Origin of the sequence: Candidatus Njordibacter sp. Uisw_056 (assembly GCF_047730085.1) — a bacterium.
In the GTDB taxonomy this organism is placed as follows: Bacteria; Pseudomonadota; Gammaproteobacteria; order Pseudomonadales; family Balneatricaceae; genus Njordibacter.
Map to the genome: position 1 here is coordinate 2,860,613 of NZ_CP159830.1, position 20,755 is coordinate 2,881,367.

Genomic DNA, 20,755 nt, shown 5'->3' on the forward strand with positions numbered 1-20,755 from the left:
AACGACATAAAGGTCGTTGCTTTAGGGTAACTTGAAGATCTTTAATCTAAACTTTCAAGATAAGCACGGTCAGAAATATTGGTCCACACACGTACTTTGCTCAAGTAGTTAGCTTGTGAATCAATGATGGTTTTGGCCATTGGATCAGCTTCAGCACGCTTTTCAAGCAGGTCTTGGTTAGCTTGCTTCATGGCATCTAAAACTGGCTTAGGGAAGGTCTTCACTTTAATCTCAGGGAAGTCCTGCTTCATGGTTGCCCAGTTTTCTGCACTTTCGTGATACGACTGAATGTACATGTCGTAAGCTGCAGTGCGCATAGACACCCTCAGCACCTCTTGTAGGTCTTCAGGTAGTTCGTTCCACTTGTCTTTATTGATCATGAACTGAAGCTCTGTTGCAGGCTCATGCCAACCAGTGTAGTAGTAAGGTGCAATTTTGTGAAAGCCCATACGCAAATCAAGTGAAGGACCTACCCACTCCAAAGCATCAATGGTATTGCGCTCTAATGCAGTGTAAAGCTCACCCGCTGGAATGTTGGTGGGGCTTGCTCCTAGCTCAGCTAGCACTTCACCAGCAAACCCAGGGATGCGCATTTTTAGGCCTTTTAAGTCTTCAACAGAGTTGATTTCTTTGCGGAACCAGCCACCCATTTGGTTGCCGGTATTGCCGCCAGGAAACGATAAAACATTATGCTTGTCGTAAACCTGATTCATTAACTCCATGCCACCACCATGGTAGAACCAGCTGTACTGCTCTGGAGTGGTCATACCAAATGGCATGGTGGTGAAGAACAAGGTGTTGGCGTCTTTACCTTTCCAGTAATACGACGCAGAGTGGGCCATGTCATACTGACCGGCTTTGACCATGTCAAAAACGCCCAGCGCAGCTTTATGTTTGTTAGCAGAATCTACGGTGATATTGAGGCGACCATTAGACATTTTATTTGCCATAGCTGCCATGTTTTTGGTGGAGTCTCCGAAGATTGGAAAGTTGGTAGGCCAAGTTTCAGCCAGTTTTAAACGGTACACTTTCTCAGCTGCAAAAGCAGAGCCGCTGATAAGTACAATTGCAGTACTGGCGAATATCGCCAGATTTTTACGAATTGACATTATATTTCCTTATTACGTTTTTATTTAAGCGCATTAATCTTGTCAAAAAAGAAAGTAACGAACTATTAGTAATACCACCTAGGTTTAGAATTTATTCAGGAAAAACTAAGTAGTAATTCAGTTCGCACCACATGAAAGACCAGAAAATAGAAAGCAATCGTTACTAATATTATCTATTTAGCCTCTCTAAAAAAATAATTGCCTACTAATATGCTGTTTGGTCCCTTTTGTTATTAGCGCAAAAATAGAAATCACAACACACCCCCTAATTAAAGGCACTTCATTGATCGATATGGGCAGAATGGTGCAGGGCAAAGACTAGATTTTCAATGGGCGTTAGCTTGTATGGCTTTTGTCCAATACCTTCTAGATAAACTTTAAAATAAGGTTGAAGATGCTGAGCGCGGGGAGCTAAATATACAGCCCCTGCTGGTGATTGCGTAAAGCAGGTCAACTCAATATGGACAGAGGATAGATGGAACCTAATACGGAACCAGATTCAAATATTAGCTTACTATTATATTCAGAAATATTGCTGAGTATTTAATTTTAATGGCGCGCCAGGAGAGTGACTTAAATACTAATAATTAAACTATTAAATAAGTAAATCAATAAGTTACAAAACAGTGCTGATGACAATGTACAACTGTAGGGTACTACGGGAGGCGCTACGGTCAAGGGTCATTACCCGAACTTGCCAAGACTATAATTCTTCGGTACGTATTTAATGCATTACATCTTCGGATTAACGCGAGTCACAACACGAAGTCATCATTGGTCTGTTTGAAATCAGCCCGCTCTAAGCCAATGTATCCATCATCGCCGCTGGTGGTTAGCATGGCAAAGACTCACGCTAATTTGGCTGTTCGTTGAACAGTTGAAAGACTCACATTGATTTTTTCAGCAGTCTTTCGGAAAGATAGACCATCGCGCAAGCAATCAAGAATCGCCGACTTATTAATTGTTGATTGGCGTCCTTTATACTTGCCTGCTGCTTTTGCAATCTGAATGCCTTCATATTGGCGCTGCTTGATGCAGGTGCGTTCAAATGCTGAAATAGCACCAATCACCGTTAGCATTAAATCTTGTATAGGGTTTTGATCACTAGTGAAGTGAAGACCTTCTTGATGAAATTTCACAGACACACCCTTTTTTGTCAGCAACTCCACAAATTCAAGTAAGTGGCTCACATTACGAGCGAGGCGAGAAATGTCGTGTACATGAACAGTGTCTCCAGACCGAACATGATTGAGTAGTTTATCCAACTCAGGACGACTTTTGACAGATCCTGTGATTTTATCAACGAACTGCATATCTAGATCAACACCTGCAAGTTGGCGAATCTCATTTTGCTCAACGCTGCTAACACGAATATATCCTACGCTTTGACCCTTCATGACTCACCTGTATTCATTGAACTCTAGAACTGGCAATAGTCCTGTATTCAAAAAAATACGGCAACCCTTTTGACTACATAAATCCCATCTGAGCGTATTCATCATAATGTAGTCCCTACGCTATACCCAAAAAGATACATTCTTGAAATCGCTGTTTTAAACGCGTTTCAGCACCTTTTCTTTAGGAATGACTAAATACATTAGTACAAAAGCAATAACCGTATTTGTTAAACAGTTTAAATAGTTTAGACAGTTAAGGATAAATACATTTAGACGACAGAATGAGAGTTAGCATTACAGTGCTAACAGGGCACCACTATTCGTAGACAGACCCACTCATCAAGTTTTCGTCCCACATGGATCAAGATAGATGATGCTGTTACTGCATTCGCAAAGAATCTGCCATTCGTAGAATGAAGCCGATAGATATTTGCGTATCCAACACGGCATGCTTAGGGATTCGCCACCCTGAAATGAGTAGGCTCTACTGAACTATTGTAACCTACAGGTAGCAGATGATTTGATGACATATAAATCTGTGTTCCAGCGTTGATGAAGCAGCAAGTAATAAGGTATCGCTCAACCGCCTTTCCCAGAGCAAAATGGGGTTTGTTATGTCACTGTGGGTAGATTGATAGGCAAGCGTTAGAAATAACTAAAACGATCAAAATAAATTCCATACTTCGCTGTGACAAGCGAAGTGTGGACTGAAATCCTGGTAAGAGCCTTTGATAGAGTTACAGTTAAAAAATATTGATTAAACAATGACCAACACTAATAAATGTAAAAAATAAGACTGACCTGATAAGGGAGCAGTCTTTGACTGCGAACGATAAGGCAGTCTTTATCCGCAGAGCGGATATTAACGAGACAACAAGGAGAACAACAAAATGACATTTACAGAAGAACTGTACGAAAAAATAAGTAACCTATATGTAGGAATGACCGTGAGAGGTTTTTCCGAGTTATGTGGAAAATCCCCAAGTTATTATGGAAGTATAAAGGCGCAGCAACTTGAACTATCTACGAGCGCCATTGCACATTTGATGGAAGGCATAGAGGAGCGAAAGTTGGTAGCACCCGCATCAACCCAATTCATTACCCAGTTGACAGAGGTACAACTTTTTATTGCATACGAGATAGCGGCACGACACCACAAATGCAGTGAGAGCCAAAACATAAAAATACGACATATGTTACTTGAGGCAATAAGTAACTTGGCAGACAGAGAACTTGATAACAGAACCCCAACACCTATTTTCATAGGATAAATTAAAGCGGCATATAACTGCTATGAGTGCATCAAATCGGACCTACCCAGCAAGGCAATGCTTGGCAGTATTGTATGTGAGAAAAACCGTGCACTCTTGCGCCGATATAACCAACATTAAATTAAAGGAGAAATGAACAATGAGATTGAAGGATTTAGAGGAAGAAGAGGCGTATGGACCAGAGGACTATGACAAAGTTAAGGCAAAAAAAGATAAGGCTGATAAAGACAAGCGGCAGAAAGTGGACCGAGTTAAACGGGAAAGAGAGCAGGTTGCGAAGGCTCAAAATGAACTACGCACACAGCGAAATCAGGCGCAAAGAGCAAGTAGCAGTTAACAAAAAGGCACATTTAATGTGCCTTTTTATTGTCTTAAATAATAATTAATTTAGGGCAAAATTATCTAAACTGCCTCCCGGTCTGGACTGGTAAAAATAATCCCTGTCCTATGTGCCCAACTCTCTATATAAGATGGTGACTACCATTTAGTCAGATGCAACATAACTATGTCTCTTCCACTGGTAGTCCCAATAAGGAAATTGGTGCCAATCACACCTCGGAATGTTACCTCCGCTATGGGGTCATCAAGTTCGTATTGCAGGTCTCCAGTCGCTATAAGTAAACCATTATTTGTTTCAAATTTCATCGTCTTACGTTGCGATTGCACGGGTTCTTTATATCCAGGTTTCGCTTCGAATAAGATGCTTCCATCCAGTACAGTTAACTTATCAATTCCTCGGTGTCCTAACTTCCCAGTATAATTACTAACCCGCATATAATGCAGAGCATACACACCATCAGTCAATGCAGCGTCACCTAAAGATCCATCTAGACTTAATGCATCGTCAAGCGAACCTTCCCATTTAACACTGTCTAACCAAGAAACTAATCCATCTATGGTGTGCTGCTTCTGCCACTTTAAAGAAATGACTTTGTCACTTTTCTTGGCTTTGGTTTTTTGGATGTCATATTCTTTAGTTAGTTTAAATGCTTCTTTAGCATTAAATGCTGCAAGGGCAATATCTTCTTCTGTTAAAACCTCTGCTACAACTCCTAAAACCTCGTCACTGCCAACCATCTTGTAGGGAGTGATATCGTTATTAGCCACATACAACATGTATGGGTCAATGATCATGTGATCATCTGTTGATTTAATAACACTTCCATACTGATCTAGTTTAACGTAATTCTGATCCCTAAATTCTTGAAGGTCTGGGCGAAAGCGGTCAATGTATCGTGCTGATTGACGCACCACTTGCTTGATTCCAGTATTAGAGTATTTCCATTTTTCAATCAAAGAAAGTTTATTAAACATTGCAACTGTGTCACCACCAGTTCCACCATACGCACCATTCTTTGATGTGTACTTGAGCAACATATCAGGGTCATTGAGTATATTAATTTGTGCTGCAACTAAGTCTTTAACGAGCATTCCATTCGGTGTTTTATGTTCAAGAAAGTCATAGCCAACTGTATCTAACAGTTCGGTTAATGCACCTAAGTGCAAAGGTATTTCACTGGAATAACCTAGCGCCGCTGATCCACGACTCGCTGCATAAGGGATGAAAATACCTTCTTCATCAAACACTCGCAGTAATAATTTAAGATTTTTAATACCAGCGTCAAATAGTACTTGATCGCCAAGTCGCAAGCCTAATGCAATAGCACCAGTAGTTGACTTCAACAAGGGACTCGCACAAGTATCAACACTCATCTTACCGTTGTTAAGACCTTTAGCAAGGCGCGATGTTGAATTGAAATCACATGACTTTAATCCTCGTGGTGCACGCTTGCTCATGTCTGACTTGATCAATTGCTTTGAAAAATACGATTCTACAATTTGTCGCTCTTCATCAGTGTAGTCGAATTCGCTAGCGTGAATCGCATAGTAACCACCATACACGCCTAAGTAACTTGCCATTGCATAGGTACGAAGTTGGTATTCATTAGCAGACACATTTTTAGATGGAAACTTGAATACTTCATCTGTTGCCCATGTGAGCATCATGTCTTGAAGATAGTCAGGTGTTATTCCTAGGCGAGATAATTGTTCAGCCATTGCCAATGAACAGATGCTAATCGGTTTATGATATGCATCAAATGAACCAACACCTTTAGCCTTTTCAACTTCAACTTTCATGTTGGCTTCAAAATTCTGCATTACATCAAGAAAACAATATTCAACTGATGCACCTTTCCAATAAAACCCACTGTGATCTGAGAAAGCGGATTTAATGACTTCTCGTTCTTGGTCAAAGACTTTTTGATTTTTGATCGGTTGCCAATTTTGGGGAACAACTATGGCATCAAGCAGATCTACTTTAGTTGAACTTGATAATACTGCGCTAGTCTTGACTTTAGGCAGCGCGCAATCAAGTCCACGCTTAGTCGCTTCGTCAATCTGCTCTTGTCCACCACCAGCCTTCACCAAACGGCAGACCGTTTTGTCAGACCATCCTGACATATCTGTGGCAAACACTTGAGTTGCCAACAACGACCCAAATACAAAACAAAAATATCTAAATCCAGATTTCATGATCACCTTCCCTAGTAATTACAAATTAACGAGCGCAACCTAGTTCAGCAGCAGGCTTGCACGAGCGGCATCTAATTAACCATAAAGGCACATTTAATATGCCGTCTTTAATATGATTTATTTATTGGCTCTTAGGTTGATATAAAGCAATGTAATCCGTGCCTATTACGATCAGAAAAATGAACTCTCATATGGCAGGCATTGGCTAGCCATCGCCTGTGCCTTATCTATTTGAGCAGGGGTCATTTTAATAGTAATACGTTTCCTATCCACACCAGCCTGTCTATTACCCTTATGTTCGGCTATGAAATACCACATATAGGCTTTCACATAGTCTGTGAAAACCCCCATACCTTTTTTTGACTCATATTGCGTTACATTGTTACCAATTAAAGTGTCTATTAAACTGGGTGCGTATCACTTATAACTTGTGCCTGAATTATTCAGCAACAAATCTCATATCAAAGTCATTAGTTTTTATAGCGTTGATACAACCTTCTATGCCTGATGCTCTAGCGCTATCTGCGCACGGTCCGGTAGTAGAGAATTCCATACGTCCATACCCCTTCATTGCAAATCCCAGGTCAATATTTGTTGTATTAGCATTAATTTTTAAAGGTGCGCTAAAATACATTAAACCTAATTCATAGTTCGCATTGGACGTTTTGTTGCTGTTATCAATAGTGGCTAAAGTAGTTTGGTCAGACAGTAGGTAGAGTTTGTTACCACTGGACATTATTTTCATCGGCGCAGCCGAACCAATCCAAAAAGTTTCATTGTACATCCAGCCATAATTTCCATTTGCTTCCATCGCTGCTTCGTTAGCAACACACTCCATCGATAAGTCTGTCAATGATGTAGTAGAGAATTTATTATAGGAAGCATTACCTATGGTATAGCATAGATTCCCAGCCGTTGAGCGCCCTTGAAACGGCTGAGAAAAAAGTTGGGCGGATTTAAAAAACCATTTATTTTGTTCCAAGACGACTGCGTGTGTATACGTGCCCTCTGTCAACTTTGACAGGTCTATATTATTAATTGTTTGAGGCTCTCCCAGCGAAAATTCAACCTCAACAGGATTAGTCAGGTTGTCCAGAATGAATACACACTTTTCATACCAGTCAATAGTTGGGTTAGTTTCGTCTGGTACAGATTTACATAGACCGACTTTAAACAGGTTCATTTTTAATGTCTGCACGTCACTTATGCAGCGGTTTTCGTAGGGGCTCGTATTATCATCTAATTCTAGAGAACCAACTGTCCCATCGCTGAGAATAGGACAGTCTGGTGTAACCCCGCCACCTCCTGGAACAGTAATGTTTGTTGCAGCAAGCAACGAATGTGCTGATAGCAAGAGAGGTAAGGCAAGTAGAACTTGAAAGATTTTTTTCATCATTTAATACCCACTTACTGTTAGACCAAGTTTAATTGCTTTTTTTGCAATTCTATTTTCACGTTGTACGGGCTTGTAGAGTTTGTCACGAACCGATTCTAAGGAGGTTGACCAGTTGCCGCTATGCTTTGGCTTGGCTGAGGTGTCAGCCTGACCAAATGGCATGCTGTAGGTTATGGTGCCTACGAATTTCGAGTCAGCCATGTTTTGCTGCTGAGAGCCTAGTGTTATTTTGACATTAGATACTGGCTCTACCTCTATACCCCACTCTTTTATGCTTGAGGAGTAATCGATATTATCTAGCCACTTAGTTCGCTTTATATAAATGTTTGATGAATATGAATAGGGTAGTTGAGCCTTTAAATTATAATCATATCCGCCTAATGCAGTTTCATTAATGCCGTTGTACGTTATGGTGCCAGACTGCGCACTGTAACTGTTTGCTCTAAGTTCTACGAGAGAAGTTAATGCTTCTATACCCAGGCTTGAGCGCCTATGACCAGAGTCGAATTCATAGTCATAAAAGGCATTTACTCCTAATATAAGTGTTTCCTTGTCATTAATGTGGCGCGCACCAAATCCAAGATTGATAGTGTTTCCGTCGTTATAATTAACTAACGATGACTGGTTGAAAAAAAACCAATTCTTCGTTTCGTTTAATCCATATACCGACATAATGCTCAATGTAGGCTTATCATTATCCCAGCCCAGCGAAAGATCGAGGTGACTCCACTTATTGTCTAAAGCCTTTTGCTCAAGTGTGTCAATTTTGATATTGGTAGCCGCCAGTGCAAGGCTTTCTACTTTTTTGATTGCAGTCTCAATAGGAGCATCGCTTGTCGCAATGTCAACAATATATTCGCTAGACGCTTGTGCAGTCGAATAAGCCATAACAATCCCTAGCACAGAGGCTGTTGATAATAACTGTCGAGTAGACTTGCGGAGCATAATGCAACGCCTCCTGCTTAATATGATAATGTTCCTTGGATAGGTAAGCATACGGCTCTTTAAGATCATTGTTAGTTTCCATCTGCAGGGCTGGTTTGATGTGTTTTTTGTTTCAGAATAATTGGCGTGCTTGTCACATTGCCATGATTGCTGCGCTTCCAAATGACTATAAAAAAATATAGTATCACTCTACCATAATAAATGTAAGCAGCAGAAATACTCACTTACATTAGAAATTTGAGCATAATGAATACAAAAAATGATCATTTTGACTTGATAAATGGGTTTTTAATGCCTGAAGGCTTTAAAACCGTGGGAGTATATAAAAATATAGTAGAAGACAGTGTGCAGTTACTATTTCTAGTTCGGAGTGGGCTAATGTTGGAGGGAACCAAATAGATTGGATGATGCTAAAAAGGAAAAGTGCGCCGTCTGGTGGTTGTGGGTGCCTTAGTGGATTTTTTCACAGAGGGACTAAAAGGTTGGAGTTTTTTGTTTACGTACTGCATTTAATCTCAATAGTCGCATTAATACCATTAACACTAAGAGTCCAAAGAACAGTCCTAATACATCCCCTACCATATAGTTCCCCAGTAAAAGTAGTGATTCCTCGGGTATGATTAAACCCTGATACAACACCGATAAACCGACAGAGTTAATCACTGAAGCAATAGCACCTATGAGAAACAAGGAGCGCCAATTGGATGTGTTAGTTGCCGTCATGTAAAAATTAATACCCACGAGTTTAAATAACTCAAACGCAATAACTGCACACCCACTGCTCACAAATGGGACTAACATTTGTAAGTCAGTCAGTTGACGATCTGGGTGGAGAATTAAATGGATAATAATATCTGCTGGCAACAACGCAAAAAATGCCAAAGGACCTAGCATCCATACAGCCAGTACACGCACCAAATGTGGAAAGAAGAAGAGGCTTGCAAGCCAAGTCACATTTGAACCATATTTGGCTTCTAGAGGGAATATGACGAAGAATTGAAGAAAGTGCAGGGCGAGATAACAGCCAAATGCGATGATGAAGGGGGTGATTTTTGTTGTCATGATCGCCGTCCGTGGGATTTTATCAATAATTACAAAGTATCTTAGCCAAGTCGGTAGAGTCCAGAGCCACGCCCACCAACATGTTCCAGCAGACCTTTTACTCTTAAATCACGTAAGCATTTATAAACAGTGACCTGGGGCATTTTTTTAACATCTGGATGTGCAAAAATTTGGGTCAAATTGACAGGGCTGTCTGCGCCTAAGCAAAGGTCTCCAACACAGGTGAATAACATCTTTTCAGCCTTGTTGAGTGCATTGATCCCCATGTCTGCTTCCATACTACGAACCATCTGAAGCAGTCGTGCAAATCGTAATGGTTGTGTTTCTTCCATAGTTTTCATCTTAAGCAACATTTCTCTCTCCATACTAACAAAAATATTCGCCAACGTTAACAGCCTGATAAGTTTGTTTGGTCCGTTTACTCTTGCCGTATCAATATCGCTTTTAGGAAAGCAGAGTGTGCAGCAACTTCAGATGCAGTAGGTCCAGGGTTATCAAGTTTATCAAGCGCAAAAATTATCTAAACTGCCTCTCTGTTTCCATCTGTGAAAATTAAAGACTGTCATATGTTCGCATGCTTTTTTTCAGACTGTTTGTCCATCAACTTCCCTTCGCTTCATACTCTTCGTTTTTATACTATTACTATGCACAGCAACGATCACCTTCTCGCAGATACCAACGCAAACCCCCGTTCAAGATATTGCTCCATTACTGCCAATGAATACCCTGCGCCATAACCTTCGCCCACAGATTTTGCAGTAACCCAACCTCCAATTGCATCAATCACAGGCACTGGACACTCTACTTCGCGCAGTAGGTCTCTACCTGTATGCCTAAACGAATGCGCCGTTACGCCTTTTACAACCCGTGGCTTTAGCCATTTATTCACAGCCGCTGAAACCGAATTACCGTTCAATTCATTACCCACCATCGTTGGGAATAATGATCTGCTCTTATTGCACAGCAACACTTCAACAGCGTGACGTGCAAGACCCACCAATGGTATTTGTCGTTCGCTTGAACGGGTTTTCAAGTCCCTTAGTTTATTTGGTCTTATACAAGCGATCATCATATCGCCTTTCATCACAATATCTTCTTGCAATAAACCAGCCGCTTCACTCAAGCGCATCAATGAACCAGACAGCAAAAGTATCAACAGCCGTCTCTCATCGGCGATTTCCATGCATTCTTGTTGTATAACGATCAATCTATCAAGTGGCACTGGAAGTCGCCTCAAGGTGCGCGCCTGCTTCTCTATGAAGAGGTTATGAAATGGATTATTCATCTCCAGCGAATACTCGCTCATGGCAAAGTTGATGATAGTGCGGACACAGCCCACATTGCGTCTTACTGTTGTGCCAGCCAACTTCTTATTAACCAAATAATCACGCAATTGCATCGCATCTTTACGCTGGTATTGATTTATGAGTTTATCACCTGCTAAAGCAAATACAGCATTGCAGGCAATGTGGTTAGATTGAGTGAAGTTTTTGCTCTTGCTGCCAGCCTTTTGCTGGAGGTAGTATTCCAACGCCTGAGATAGTTTGGGTACATCAACTTCAGCCGCATTGTCTAAAATGCCTTTGTGTTCTGCCTTGTTGCCTAAACTTAACTGAAACCACACATGCTCAAACTTAGCGCTCATCTGTTCTGCGCGCTTTGATGCGATTTCGGCGAATTTTGTGCGTAATGAAAAACTGATTAACTTGCAGCCATAATGATGTCGCACGCCTTTGGGCACACGTCTAGTATAGTAATAAACACCTGCTTTAATAAACGTATGTGGCACGCACTGTTGATGCAGCATTAACCCATCCCCACTTAGTAAACTTAATTAAAGTTGATACAAAGTCGCAAGCACAGTGAGTTTAACGATAGTTCTACTGTAAGGATCTACGGTAGGCTCTACGGTTGCACAAACGTATAGGTTAACTTGTTGAAAATTAGATGTTAATATTTAATAAATGGCGCGCCAGGAGGGAGTCGAACCCCCGACCAACAGGATCGGAATCTCTTGGTATAGTATATTTCTCCGTACTTGGTTGATATTATAAATATTTAAGTAGATGATATTTAACGTTTATTGTTTTTTATTGTTGTTTGATGCTCATGGCTGTATTCTTGTAGATGGAACCTGATATGGAACCGGATTTGAGGATTTACACCAATGGCAAAACTATACGACACTACAATTAGCGCACTCGGAATCGGGAAGCGAAAAAGCGAGCGCCTAGATAATGGCGGGTCGCTGATTATCTGGAACAAAAAGAGGGCCGCCGGTGGCTCCAAAGAGTTCTACTTCCGTAAAATATTGAAGGAAGGCAGCGAGATCAATATTAAGATTGGCTCGTATCCTTCCATAAAGTTGGTCCAGGCCAGGAAGAGGGCAAACGAACTATCTAGCCAGGCCGCCGGCACCGACAATATCAAATTCCAACTTGAAGAAGAAAAGCGCCTAAGGGTAGCAGCCGAACAGGCCGCCATTCGTGAACGCGCACGACTTGATAATCTAGGCACCCTTCAACAGCTCTGCGAGGCGTACAGGGACCGTATGAAAGCAGAAGACCGGTCATCCTATGCCAAGGTCTTTGCATCCCTAGAACGCTACGTGCTTACCCCCTATCCACATCTGGCAACTCAGAAAGCCAACCTCATAACAGCCGACGACATTAAGCACATACTACAGGCCATGTATGCCCGAGACATAACCACGACACTAAATAGAACGCGTGGTGATTTGCACGCTGCATTTAATGTCGGCCTAACCTACGACCACGATATAACCGTCCAAAAATCAAACGGTCTATGCTTCGATATAAGCTCAAACCCTGTTGCTAAAATCAAAAAAATACAGAGATTTGAACGAGTGCTAGAGCGAAATTTAGACACAGAAGAATTGCGCATTGTATGGGAAGCATGTTGCCAATATATGAATCCTGTTTATGCAAGCTTACTCAAGGTAATGATTTGTACCGGCTTTCACCCAGTAGAATTATTGAGGCTATCGTCTACAGATATTGTGCCAGATGAAAGAGCCATATACATGACCAAAACAAAGTCGAGCACACCTAACTTAATACTACTCAACAAGTACGCTTGGGCGGAAATACAAACACGATTAAACGAACCTGGTGCAACCAATCTATTGTTTCCATCGCGCGTGTCTAACCCCAAATCAGATGCTTATGACAGGACCAGCGTCCTCTCCAACCAGGTGGCGGCGCTACGCTCTAATTTACCAATCGAACCATTTACTCCCCGGGATATAAGACGAACAGTTAAAACACTCATGGGGAAAGCTGGAATAAGTAAAACAATGCGAGACCGAATGCAAAACCACACTACAACGGATGTTAGCGGCAAACACTACGACCGTTACGACTATTTGCCCGAAAAAAGAGTTGCAATGAAAACGTGGGAACAATGGCTAGCCAAGAATGTTATTGACCCTGGCGGGATTGATACCAACGTAATATCGGGACTTTTTAATAGGGCGCAACAGTGACAGCTCAAACAACAAAGACTTTCCCAAAAGCTATACCCCAAGGCCTAATTGACAAGCACTCACATTACCAACGTGCAATCGCAATACACGGTGACATTGGCAGGTACAAAATCTATTCAGACGCGCTATATAAGTTATTTACAGCCGCCAATCCCAGTGTAATCTTCACACCATTAGAACAATACAATGATGCAAATAACCTAGATGCAGATTATTTCTGTACTGTTTTTGAGCACATGCTGCATGACGCTCTTGGGCTTACCCACTCAAGGGAGTGGGGCCTGATGAAACCCAAGGATAAGCGAGCCGCACTTACTGATATAGGCAAAGATATATCGAAGTTAGTGGGCAAGCTTAAGAGGCACGGGCTAGATGGACCAATTGGCCCCCACCTTGGCGACGATATTATTAACTCAATTCTCATTAAAGAGGGTCGCCGATTGCTCCCCGCAAGCATTGGTATTGCTTTTGACGCAAGAACAGTATGTGACGTGCTCGATAGCGCAAAGCAAGAATTGAAGACCCAAGACACCACCAGCCTAGTTATCCAGCCTGGAAGCAAAAATGTCAAACTCCATTACTTCACCAGGCGTTTTGCTGAATTCATGTCGTATGAGTACGGACTCATTGACCACGACTTAATTGCAAGCCTGTCCAACGTTTACTTTCCAGACCATGATATAGATTCAGACATGGTACGCTTCCAACTACGGCCGCTCATGCAAGCACAGACTAACACTTAATCACAAAGGGACTTATCAAATGAACAGCGCCAACCTAACCTGCCCATCACACAATCGCCAATAACCCAATCAGATATCAAAGCCAAACTAGCCTATGACCTATGGTCAAAATTGAATCCAGTTCAAATAGACCACTTACTTGAGGCCGTTAAATCGTTACAGCCTGGCGACGACCAAGCGGCCTTTATAGCGACGTTAAAGCATGACGTAGCGTTACTGGCTTAGCTCCACAATAAGGGCTGAGTGGTCTGTGAGTGTGTCGGGCTTAAATTAAAGTCCTATTTGAAGAGCTAAGTATTGGCCCTTTTGACTTGTTCAATATCCATTATCGCTATTCACCAACTTCCCCCGTTGCGATGAACTGGTTAAAGCCATCCGCACCAAATACGCAGTTAACACCATCTTCATTCGCCATTTTGATTTTGGCTGGTCCAGCATTGTAGCCACAAACTAAGAGTCCTAGTTTTTTAGTTACGGTGGTTCTTATGAACATGTTATTTGCTTTAGCCAAATCAATTAACTCGCCCTTTTCTGACTTTTTGAAACCTGTAAAGCAGACTTCAAATTTATCACCTTCATTTTTCCATCGCCGATCAGTCTTGTATTTGGAAATAATGGTGTAATTTTTCTGAAGTGCCTCTGCCATTGCTATGGCAGTTTCATAGGATTCATTGTTCGAAAGTACGTTAGAAGCTTTCAGCGTTTTATATTTATCTTGCTGCTAGTCCCATACGATGACGGTATCTTCGCTCTCGCTTAGAACGTCTATCTCATAAGCCTTTACCTCATTAAATCGATTAAGGTATATAATGAATGTGCTACTGCTCATAAAACCCCCTACACCATTCCGTGGTTGATTACCTTTTTAGTATAGGTGATATTTTCAGAAATAGCATAGGTGCGCGGGTCATGGTTGGTTTGGTCCTATGCTAGCCATAGTCGGTTTGTGTGGCTTCAAGGTTAGTAGCCACTACATCAAGACGCTTTTGGTATTCTTTGGGCACACCGTCGCCGGCCAGTTCGTCTAGTGCTTCGTAAATAGCGCCCTTGAATAGCTGCTCAATTTCTACATAATCTGCCCCCACTGCCTGGGCGGCCACCTTGGGCGGTAGTGCCAACAACTTAGCGCGGCAATTGGCTATTTGCCCCTGCCACCCCTCAATTACCAATTCCATAGGTATCAAATTGCCACGCTGCTGTTCTAGCTCCAGCGTTACCTTTTCCGCTTGTAACTTAGTTAGCTTGGCCCGCTCTTGGGTGTAGTCCAGTTCACCACCTGAGCGGTTATCTAGCCATGTGTTGAGCGTGTCTATGTTAAAGAACACTTGCTTACCCTTTTTGGTGTGGGGGCAGCCTTTGCGCCTCCAATAATCCAGCGTGGTTAATGCAACATTTAGCTTTTGTGCTGTGTCACTTCTGTTTAATTCCATAGTAGTATTCCCTAATATAAATTGATAACTAGCGAAATGGTGCGCTCCTGAAATACCCCAGGTGGGATTGCCGAGTAGGGACCCAATGGTTTTTATTCAAAAACGTTTTTAACCTGTACCACTGATCTGCACCGATAAAACCTATATAACTCCCTACCTTGAGAGATAAACCGGTTTTATAGGTTTTATCGCTATGCCTTTTCAAAGAGCTATAAACATAAATCGGTTTTACTGGTACAGATTAGGTGTGTAGGTTATTTTTCGTTTTTAGCTATTACAGTACATGGGGTGCTTAAAGTAGTCGGTCGCGGGCCTGGGGGGGGGGTGGCCATTCAAAAGTGTTACAGGCATAAAAAAGCCCCGATACCCTTGTTGAGCAGGGTAACGTATTAGGCGACAATGCGACCGGCCAAGGTAGTTAACGTCTTACAGTAACGAGGTAATTGTGAGTCTCAATAGTAACGCTTGCCTACATCAATTTTATTGCAGCGAGTCTCGCCTGGAAGTTAAATTTCCACTCAACTGCTACGGAAAAACATAGTTAGTTCAGGGAACGCGATAACCAATATAAGAATACATACCTGTATTCCAATAAAAGGTAAAAAGCCTCTAAAGATAGCTGGTAGTGTGATATGAGGCGGCGCTACTGATTTAAGAAAAAATGCGGCTGGCCCGAACGGTGGAGATAAGAAAGATACCTGCATTGCGATACAAAAAACAATGCCGAACCAGACTGAGATAAACCGTGGATCATCGACAAGAGGGCTAAACACACCTATTTCGGCGATCGGCAGTTTTAATACGATAGGCAAAAAGACAGGCATCACAAGCAGCACAATACCGACCCAATCCATGAAGGCACCCAAGAACAGAAATACCAACATCATAAATATCAACACGCCAATAGTCGAAAGTTCAGACCCTATAATCAAATTGGCCACGTAGGTTGGTCCGCCTGCAATCGTATAAGCGCCGGCTAACGCAGTTGCTCCGATGGTGATCCACAAGATGGTACCAGTAGATTTAAAGGTGCGCATAAGCGCCTCACTTACTAATGCAACTGAGAACTCACCCCGTATAGCAATTAGGATTAATACCGCAACAGTCCCCATCGCTGCCGCTTCGGTAATTCCTGTCACTCCACCGTAAATTGACCCAAGTACAATAAAAACGACCGAGAAGGGGGCTATCAGCCCTTTCGTCATAGACCATGTTGTCTTTAAAACATCAGCTTTGAACACGGCATAAGGAATAGCAGTAGATAGCACCAGCATCACTAAAGCGAGGGTAATACTTGAAGTGGTGTATGGATGGTAATCATACTCTTTGAGCAGGCCGAGTGAGTTTTGTGCCTCAATCACTATTGCATGTAGCAACCGACCGCCACTATATATGGCAATCAGCCAACCCATAAAGGTGATGAAACATTTTGTTTTTTTGTTGGCCGGAAGGTCGTCATCAGAGGGTTCTGGTAATGGTGCCAAACTTGGATTGAGTTGGGTTCTAACGATGATGTAAAAAATATAGAAAGCAGCCAAAATGAAACCAGGCACAAAAGCGGCTTTAAACAAGGCGTGGATCGACGTTTCGGTAATCATCCCATACATAATCAATACAATCGACGGAGGAATCATAGTGCCCAGGCTTCCACTTGCGCATATGGTTCCGATGGCCAAGTTTTGATTGTAACCAAGACGTAACATTTGAGGCAGAGCGATCAGTCCCAATAATACGACCTCCCCACCAATAATCCCCGACATCGCTGCCATCACTACGGCCATTAATGCAGTAACGATCGCGATTCCTCCTCTTGACTTGGAGAGCCAAACATTCAAACTAGAGTACATGTCACGCGCTATTCCAGAACGTTCCAGCAGGGTCGCCATTAAAATAAAGAGAGGCACAGAAATAAGAATATAGTCAGTTGTTATCCCATATATTCTTTGGCCAATAATGTTCAGCGGCCCACTACCAAAGTCAGAAAACAGAAGATCAGGCCCGAATTTCAGAACAAGTACCCCAACAGCAAGAAATCCTGAAGCGAATCCTAGAGGCATACCAATAACAAGTAGGAATATCATCCCTACAAAAAGCAATACCGATATTTGGCCAATATCCATAACTAACTCCTTAACCTTACTTAACGTATTATCGATCTAAATTTTTAGGGTCACTATCTTCTAAATCTAATTCATGTTCTATATTCTCATTTTTCCAGTCGAAAATTAGATTTGATAATGCTTGGATAAATATTGCTGCCAACATCAGCAAGATAAGAGGCTTCATAATGGCTGGAATAGGTGGATTCCAAGCCGTCCCAAACCGTTCCCAATTCAATAGTTTAGAAACGGCTTCATCGTATCCACCCCAAACAACGGCAAAAACAAAAACAAATAATAAACAAAGACTTAAAACATCACAGCAATGTCGCAGCCAGCGCGGTAAAATACAATGAACAATCAATATTCGAATATGACTGCGCTGCTGCATCGCATATAAACCAGCAAACAGATAAAACATACCCGCTGTCCAGAGGGATAATTCATTAACCCATAATGTTGGACTCAGAAAAACATACCGTGAAACAACCTCAAAAAATATAATAGCTACAATAAACATTCCACCCCACATCGCTACCCTGCATATTGGCAGAGTAATACGATCAATCAATCCTGTAGGTTTATACTCAATCATCTGCCATCCTATTATTTATTAAGGTATTTTTTCAAGGCCGACTCTAACGCACCTTGAAAACTAAGTGGTTAACGCCTAGATTAGATTAAACCTCAAAACAGAGGTTTTTTAGATAAAAACAAGCGTCCATTAAAATTAATTATAATGAACGCTTAGTGCACTTTTTGCCTTAATTACATTGAAGCAATCAGACCGTCGGGTTTCCGAATAATCGTCAAGCTTCACTGCTATAAAGGTTTATGGCATATCGCGTGCTTCAAATGCCACAAGCTACCTGTTAAAGGCCGATTTTCTTTAAGAACGCCTTATGGCTTTCAACAAGCTCAGCCGTCTCCGGTGTTTTTTCTGACCATGTGCTCCATGTAGATTTAGCGGCACTTCGGAACGTCGCACGATCTTCTGCAGACCAGTCATACAACTCCGTCTTTCCTTCAAGACTTGCCGCTGCCTCACCATTCTTCACCATGATGGCCATTGCAGTTTGGAAAGACAGCTTTTGCATCGCGGTTTCTATGATACGCTGGTGCGCTGAAGGCATGGCATTCCACACATCCAAATTACAGGCTAGATGATCAGCAGCCATCGAGTGGAAGCCTGGGAAGGTAGTATGCTTGGCAATATCGTAAAGACCTAGAGACACGTTGTTAGCAAGCGAAGATGCATCAGCGCCGTCGATGATTCTAGTTTCTAGAGCTGTAAATATTTCGGTGAAGTCCATCACTACAGGCTTAGCGCCCAGTGTCGAAAATATTTCAGATTCCATCCCTGGAGGGGAGCGGAATTTAAAACCTTTTAGGTCGCTAACACCTTTCAGCGGTCTGGTGGAAACCAGTGACTCCTGCCCCCCGAGTCTCCAACCGACAAACTTCATGTTGTACTTATTATACAATTTGTCGGCAGCTTCCTTACCGCCACCATGATAAAGCCATGCTAATTGCTGATAAGGTGTGTCATAACCACCCATGATGTCATTAACAAACTGAAATGCTGGGTTTTTACCGGTTTGATAGCCACCGTTGGTCATATCACAACTCAGTACGCCATTGCGCACAGCGTCAAACGTATCTCCCGACTTTACAACTGCTCCCGAGTAAAACATCTCTATTTTGATATCTCCGCCAGACATGTCTTGTACATCATTAACAAACTGAGCCGTTAATTGCCCTGCAGGGCTTTCTGGAGAGATGTGAGTCTGAATGCTTAAGTCAGTTGATTGAGCTAATGCAACTCCAGAAGACATTGCCATTGCAACGACACTGGTTTTAAATAACAATTTAATTTTCATATCATGAGTCCTTTATCTTTTATATTTTTTTGTAGCAAGTCACGTTTACTAAACGAGCTACGATTGACATTACAGTTCGTTTAGATAACTGTCTAACGCTTTTTTATACGCTATTGATATCCTTTAGTTATCAGCTTGTCCTGTTCCAATAAGAAAAAATGTTTATCAAAAATCTAACCAACAGCGCCTCAAACCCTGAGTATGTTCTATTAATACTCAGGATCAATTATTGAGTCCTGCTTATTTATATTGGGTTCTCCACTCTTATTCGTGGTACGTCAGAAAAGCTGTAGAAAAGTGCGAGGGTTTGACGATTAGAAATTTGTATTCTGAATGCCGCGCTCAACCACTTGAAACCGTTATAACGAATTTACCGGTTTGAAAATGGTGCCTTACTGATCTCGAATAGTTTTGATTTGCTCACGTAATGCGTTAATCAGCTCTATCACCCCCTCAGGAGGCGTATCTTTTTTGCGGGTTATAATACCGTAATGATTAAATAATTCTCCGATTTGTATGGGTAGGCGAACTAGTTGATTGTTATTAAGAAAGCTGTTTAACACCGATTGCGGCATCACAGCCAGCATATTCGACGTTTCAAGTAGCTTCAATGTTACTTGAATTGATGTTGTTTCGATTATGTTAGTTGGGGACGTTACACCAGCTTCTTCGAACCCCTTCTCAAAAACACCCCGCATGGGACTTTTAATTGGGTGCAATATCCACTCTCGGTGGCATAAATCCAATAATTCAACCTCGGTTGTACCAGCCAGCGGATGATCACGCCGAACCACGATGCAAAGAGGCTCTTCAAGTAGCTCTTCAAAATTAAAAATATTGTGCTGGTCGACTTGTGTTAAGCGGCCAATGACGATGTCCAGTCGTTTCTGTTCGAGGTCTGCCAATAAATGATCACTGCTGTGCTCTTTAATACTGATTGCTAGACGCGGGCGCCGCTGCTTTAGAGCAACAATCGCGGCTGGCAAAATTTCCGGCGCGGCGGCGGGGATTACTCCAATCATTATCTTGCCATGCCCCCCTTCGCGCATAAGATTAATTTCTTCCACCAACCGTTCGGCGTCATTTAACAGCAATTGGGCATGACTCAGTACTTCGTGTCCCATTTCCGTGGCAGTCATAGAGCGGGGTAGTCGATCGAAGAGTTTGAACCCAAAAAAGCTTTCTAGTTCTTTTAACATTTTGCTCGCAGCCGGCTGGCTCATATACATCTGTTCTGCTGCTTGATGCATGTTTCTGCATTCACCCAAAATCACCAGTAACTTTAAGTGCTTGAAGCGCAACCAACGGGTGAGGTTTGTCGTGGTTAGTTTTGTCATAACCGTTTTCTCTATTCCAACAGGATTACATAATTAGCTATATTAA

General features: G+C 42.0%; 18 protein-coding genes. 4 read left to right on the plus strand and 14 right to left on the minus strand.

The genetic code is table 11. The features are described from left to right. Nucleotides 1–41: 41 nt before the first annotated feature. Both ABXT60_RS13635 and ABXT60_RS13640 read right to left on the minus strand, forming a co-directional pair. Nucleotides 42–1,109, minus strand: a complete 1,068-nt coding sequence (locus tag ABXT60_RS13635; protein ID WP_443630641.1) for a TRAP transporter substrate-binding protein — start codon at nucleotides 1,107–1,109, stop codon at nucleotides 42–44. Between the two features lie 848 nt (nucleotides 1,110–1,957). After that, nucleotides 1,958–2,506, minus strand: coding sequence for a recombinase family protein (locus ABXT60_RS13640; protein ID WP_443630642.1), 549 nt, complete (start codon nucleotides 2,504–2,506; stop codon nucleotides 1,958–1,960). Between the two features lie 890 nt (nucleotides 2,507–3,396). On the opposite strand from ABXT60_RS13640, the gene ABXT60_RS13645 reads away from it, so the two are divergent. Together ABXT60_RS13645 and ABXT60_RS13650 are read left to right on the plus strand one after the other, a co-directional pair. Next, nucleotides 3,397–3,777, plus strand: a complete 381-nt coding sequence (locus tag ABXT60_RS13645; protein ID WP_443630643.1) for a hypothetical protein — start codon at nucleotides 3,397–3,399, stop codon at nucleotides 3,775–3,777. A gap of 139 nt (nucleotides 3,778–3,916) precedes the next feature. Beyond that, on the plus strand, nucleotides 3,917–4,114 hold the full coding sequence (locus ABXT60_RS13650; protein ID WP_443630644.1) for a hypothetical protein: 198 nt from the start codon (nucleotides 3,917–3,919) through the stop codon (nucleotides 4,112–4,114). A 140-nt stretch (nucleotides 4,115–4,254) separates the two neighbouring features. Here the strand turns inward: ABXT60_RS13650 and ABXT60_RS13655 are convergent, their stop codons facing one another. The 6 genes from ABXT60_RS13655 to ABXT60_RS13680 all read right to left on the minus strand — a co-directional run bounded on the left by ABXT60_RS13655 (nucleotide 4,255) and on the right by ABXT60_RS13680 (nucleotide 11,522). After that, a complete protein-coding gene (locus tag ABXT60_RS13655; RefSeq protein ID WP_443630645.1) occupies nucleotides 4,255–6,312 on the minus strand; it encodes a hypothetical protein in 2,058 nt (685 codons plus the stop codon). Nucleotides 6,313–6,751: 439 nt separating this feature from the next. Beyond that, complete coding sequence (locus ABXT60_RS13660; RefSeq protein WP_443630646.1) at nucleotides 6,752–7,708, minus strand: hypothetical protein; 957 nt, start codon at nucleotides 7,706–7,708, stop codon at nucleotides 6,752–6,754. Further along, entirely contained in the window at nucleotides 7,709–8,596 is an 888-nt protein-coding gene (locus ABXT60_RS13665) for an inverse autotransporter beta domain-containing protein (protein ID WP_443630647.1), read from the minus strand. It lies immediately after the preceding gene. Nucleotides 8,597–9,127: 531 nt separating this feature from the next. Next, nucleotides 9,128–9,715: a hypothetical protein gene (locus ABXT60_RS13670; RefSeq protein WP_443630648.1), complete on the minus strand. Its 588-nt coding sequence runs from the start codon at nucleotides 9,713–9,715 to the stop codon at nucleotides 9,128–9,130. A 41-nt stretch (nucleotides 9,716–9,756) separates the two neighbouring features. Beyond that, nucleotides 9,757–10,068 carry a hypothetical protein gene (locus ABXT60_RS13675; RefSeq protein ID WP_443630649.1) on the minus strand — a complete coding sequence of 104 codons (312 nt, stop codon included), beginning with the start codon at nucleotides 10,066–10,068 and terminating at the stop codon, nucleotides 9,757–9,759. A 305-nt stretch (nucleotides 10,069–10,373) separates the two neighbouring features. Next, nucleotides 10,374–11,522: a DUF6538 domain-containing protein gene (locus ABXT60_RS13680; RefSeq protein WP_443630650.1), complete on the minus strand. Its 1,149-nt coding sequence runs from the start codon at nucleotides 11,520–11,522 to the stop codon at nucleotides 10,374–10,376. Nucleotides 11,523–11,882: 360 nt separating this feature from the next. Here ABXT60_RS13680 and ABXT60_RS13685 point away from each other — a divergent pair, with 360 nt between their 5' ends. Continuing rightward, nucleotides 11,883–13,220 (plus strand): tyrosine-type recombinase/integrase, encoded by a 1,338-nt coding sequence (locus tag ABXT60_RS13685; RefSeq protein ID WP_443630651.1) that lies wholly within the window; start codon nucleotides 11,883–11,885, stop codon nucleotides 13,218–13,220. Next, entirely contained in the window at nucleotides 13,217–13,963 is a 747-nt protein-coding gene (locus tag ABXT60_RS13690) for a hypothetical protein (protein WP_443630652.1), read from the plus strand. The genes ABXT60_RS13685 and ABXT60_RS13690 overlap by 4 nt, the downstream gene beginning before the upstream one ends. 331 nt (nucleotides 13,964–14,294) lie before the next feature. On the opposite strand, the gene ABXT60_RS13695 is transcribed toward ABXT60_RS13690, so the two are convergent. The 6 genes from ABXT60_RS13695 to ABXT60_RS13720 form a co-directional block, all read right to left on the minus strand. After that, nucleotides 14,295–14,609, minus strand: a complete 315-nt coding sequence (locus ABXT60_RS13695) for a hypothetical protein (protein WP_443630653.1) — start codon at nucleotides 14,607–14,609, stop codon at nucleotides 14,295–14,297. 283 nt (nucleotides 14,610–14,892) lie between these two features. Further along, entirely contained in the window at nucleotides 14,893–15,393 is a 501-nt protein-coding gene (locus tag ABXT60_RS13700; protein WP_443630654.1) for a hypothetical protein, read from the minus strand. Between the two features lie 518 nt (nucleotides 15,394–15,911). Next, complete coding sequence (locus ABXT60_RS13705; protein WP_443630655.1) at nucleotides 15,912–17,513, minus strand: TRAP transporter large permease; 1,602 nt, start codon at nucleotides 17,511–17,513, stop codon at nucleotides 15,912–15,914. A 28-nt stretch (nucleotides 17,514–17,541) separates the two neighbouring features. Continuing rightward, the gene (locus tag ABXT60_RS13710; protein ID WP_443630656.1) at nucleotides 17,542–18,087 is read right to left on the minus strand and encodes a TRAP transporter small permease subunit; all 546 of its coding nucleotides are present in this window, start codon (nucleotides 18,085–18,087) and stop codon (nucleotides 17,542–17,544) included. A 277-nt stretch (nucleotides 18,088–18,364) separates the two neighbouring features. Then, a complete protein-coding gene (locus ABXT60_RS13715; protein ID WP_443630657.1) occupies nucleotides 18,365–19,327 on the minus strand; it encodes a TRAP transporter substrate-binding protein in 963 nt (320 codons plus the stop codon). 437 nt (nucleotides 19,328–19,764) lie between these two features. Then, nucleotides 19,765–20,709 carry a LysR family transcriptional regulator gene (locus ABXT60_RS13720; protein ID WP_443630658.1) on the minus strand — a complete coding sequence of 315 codons (945 nt, stop codon included), beginning with the start codon at nucleotides 20,707–20,709 and terminating at the stop codon, nucleotides 19,765–19,767. Between the last annotated feature and the right edge of the window lie 46 nt (nucleotides 20,710–20,755).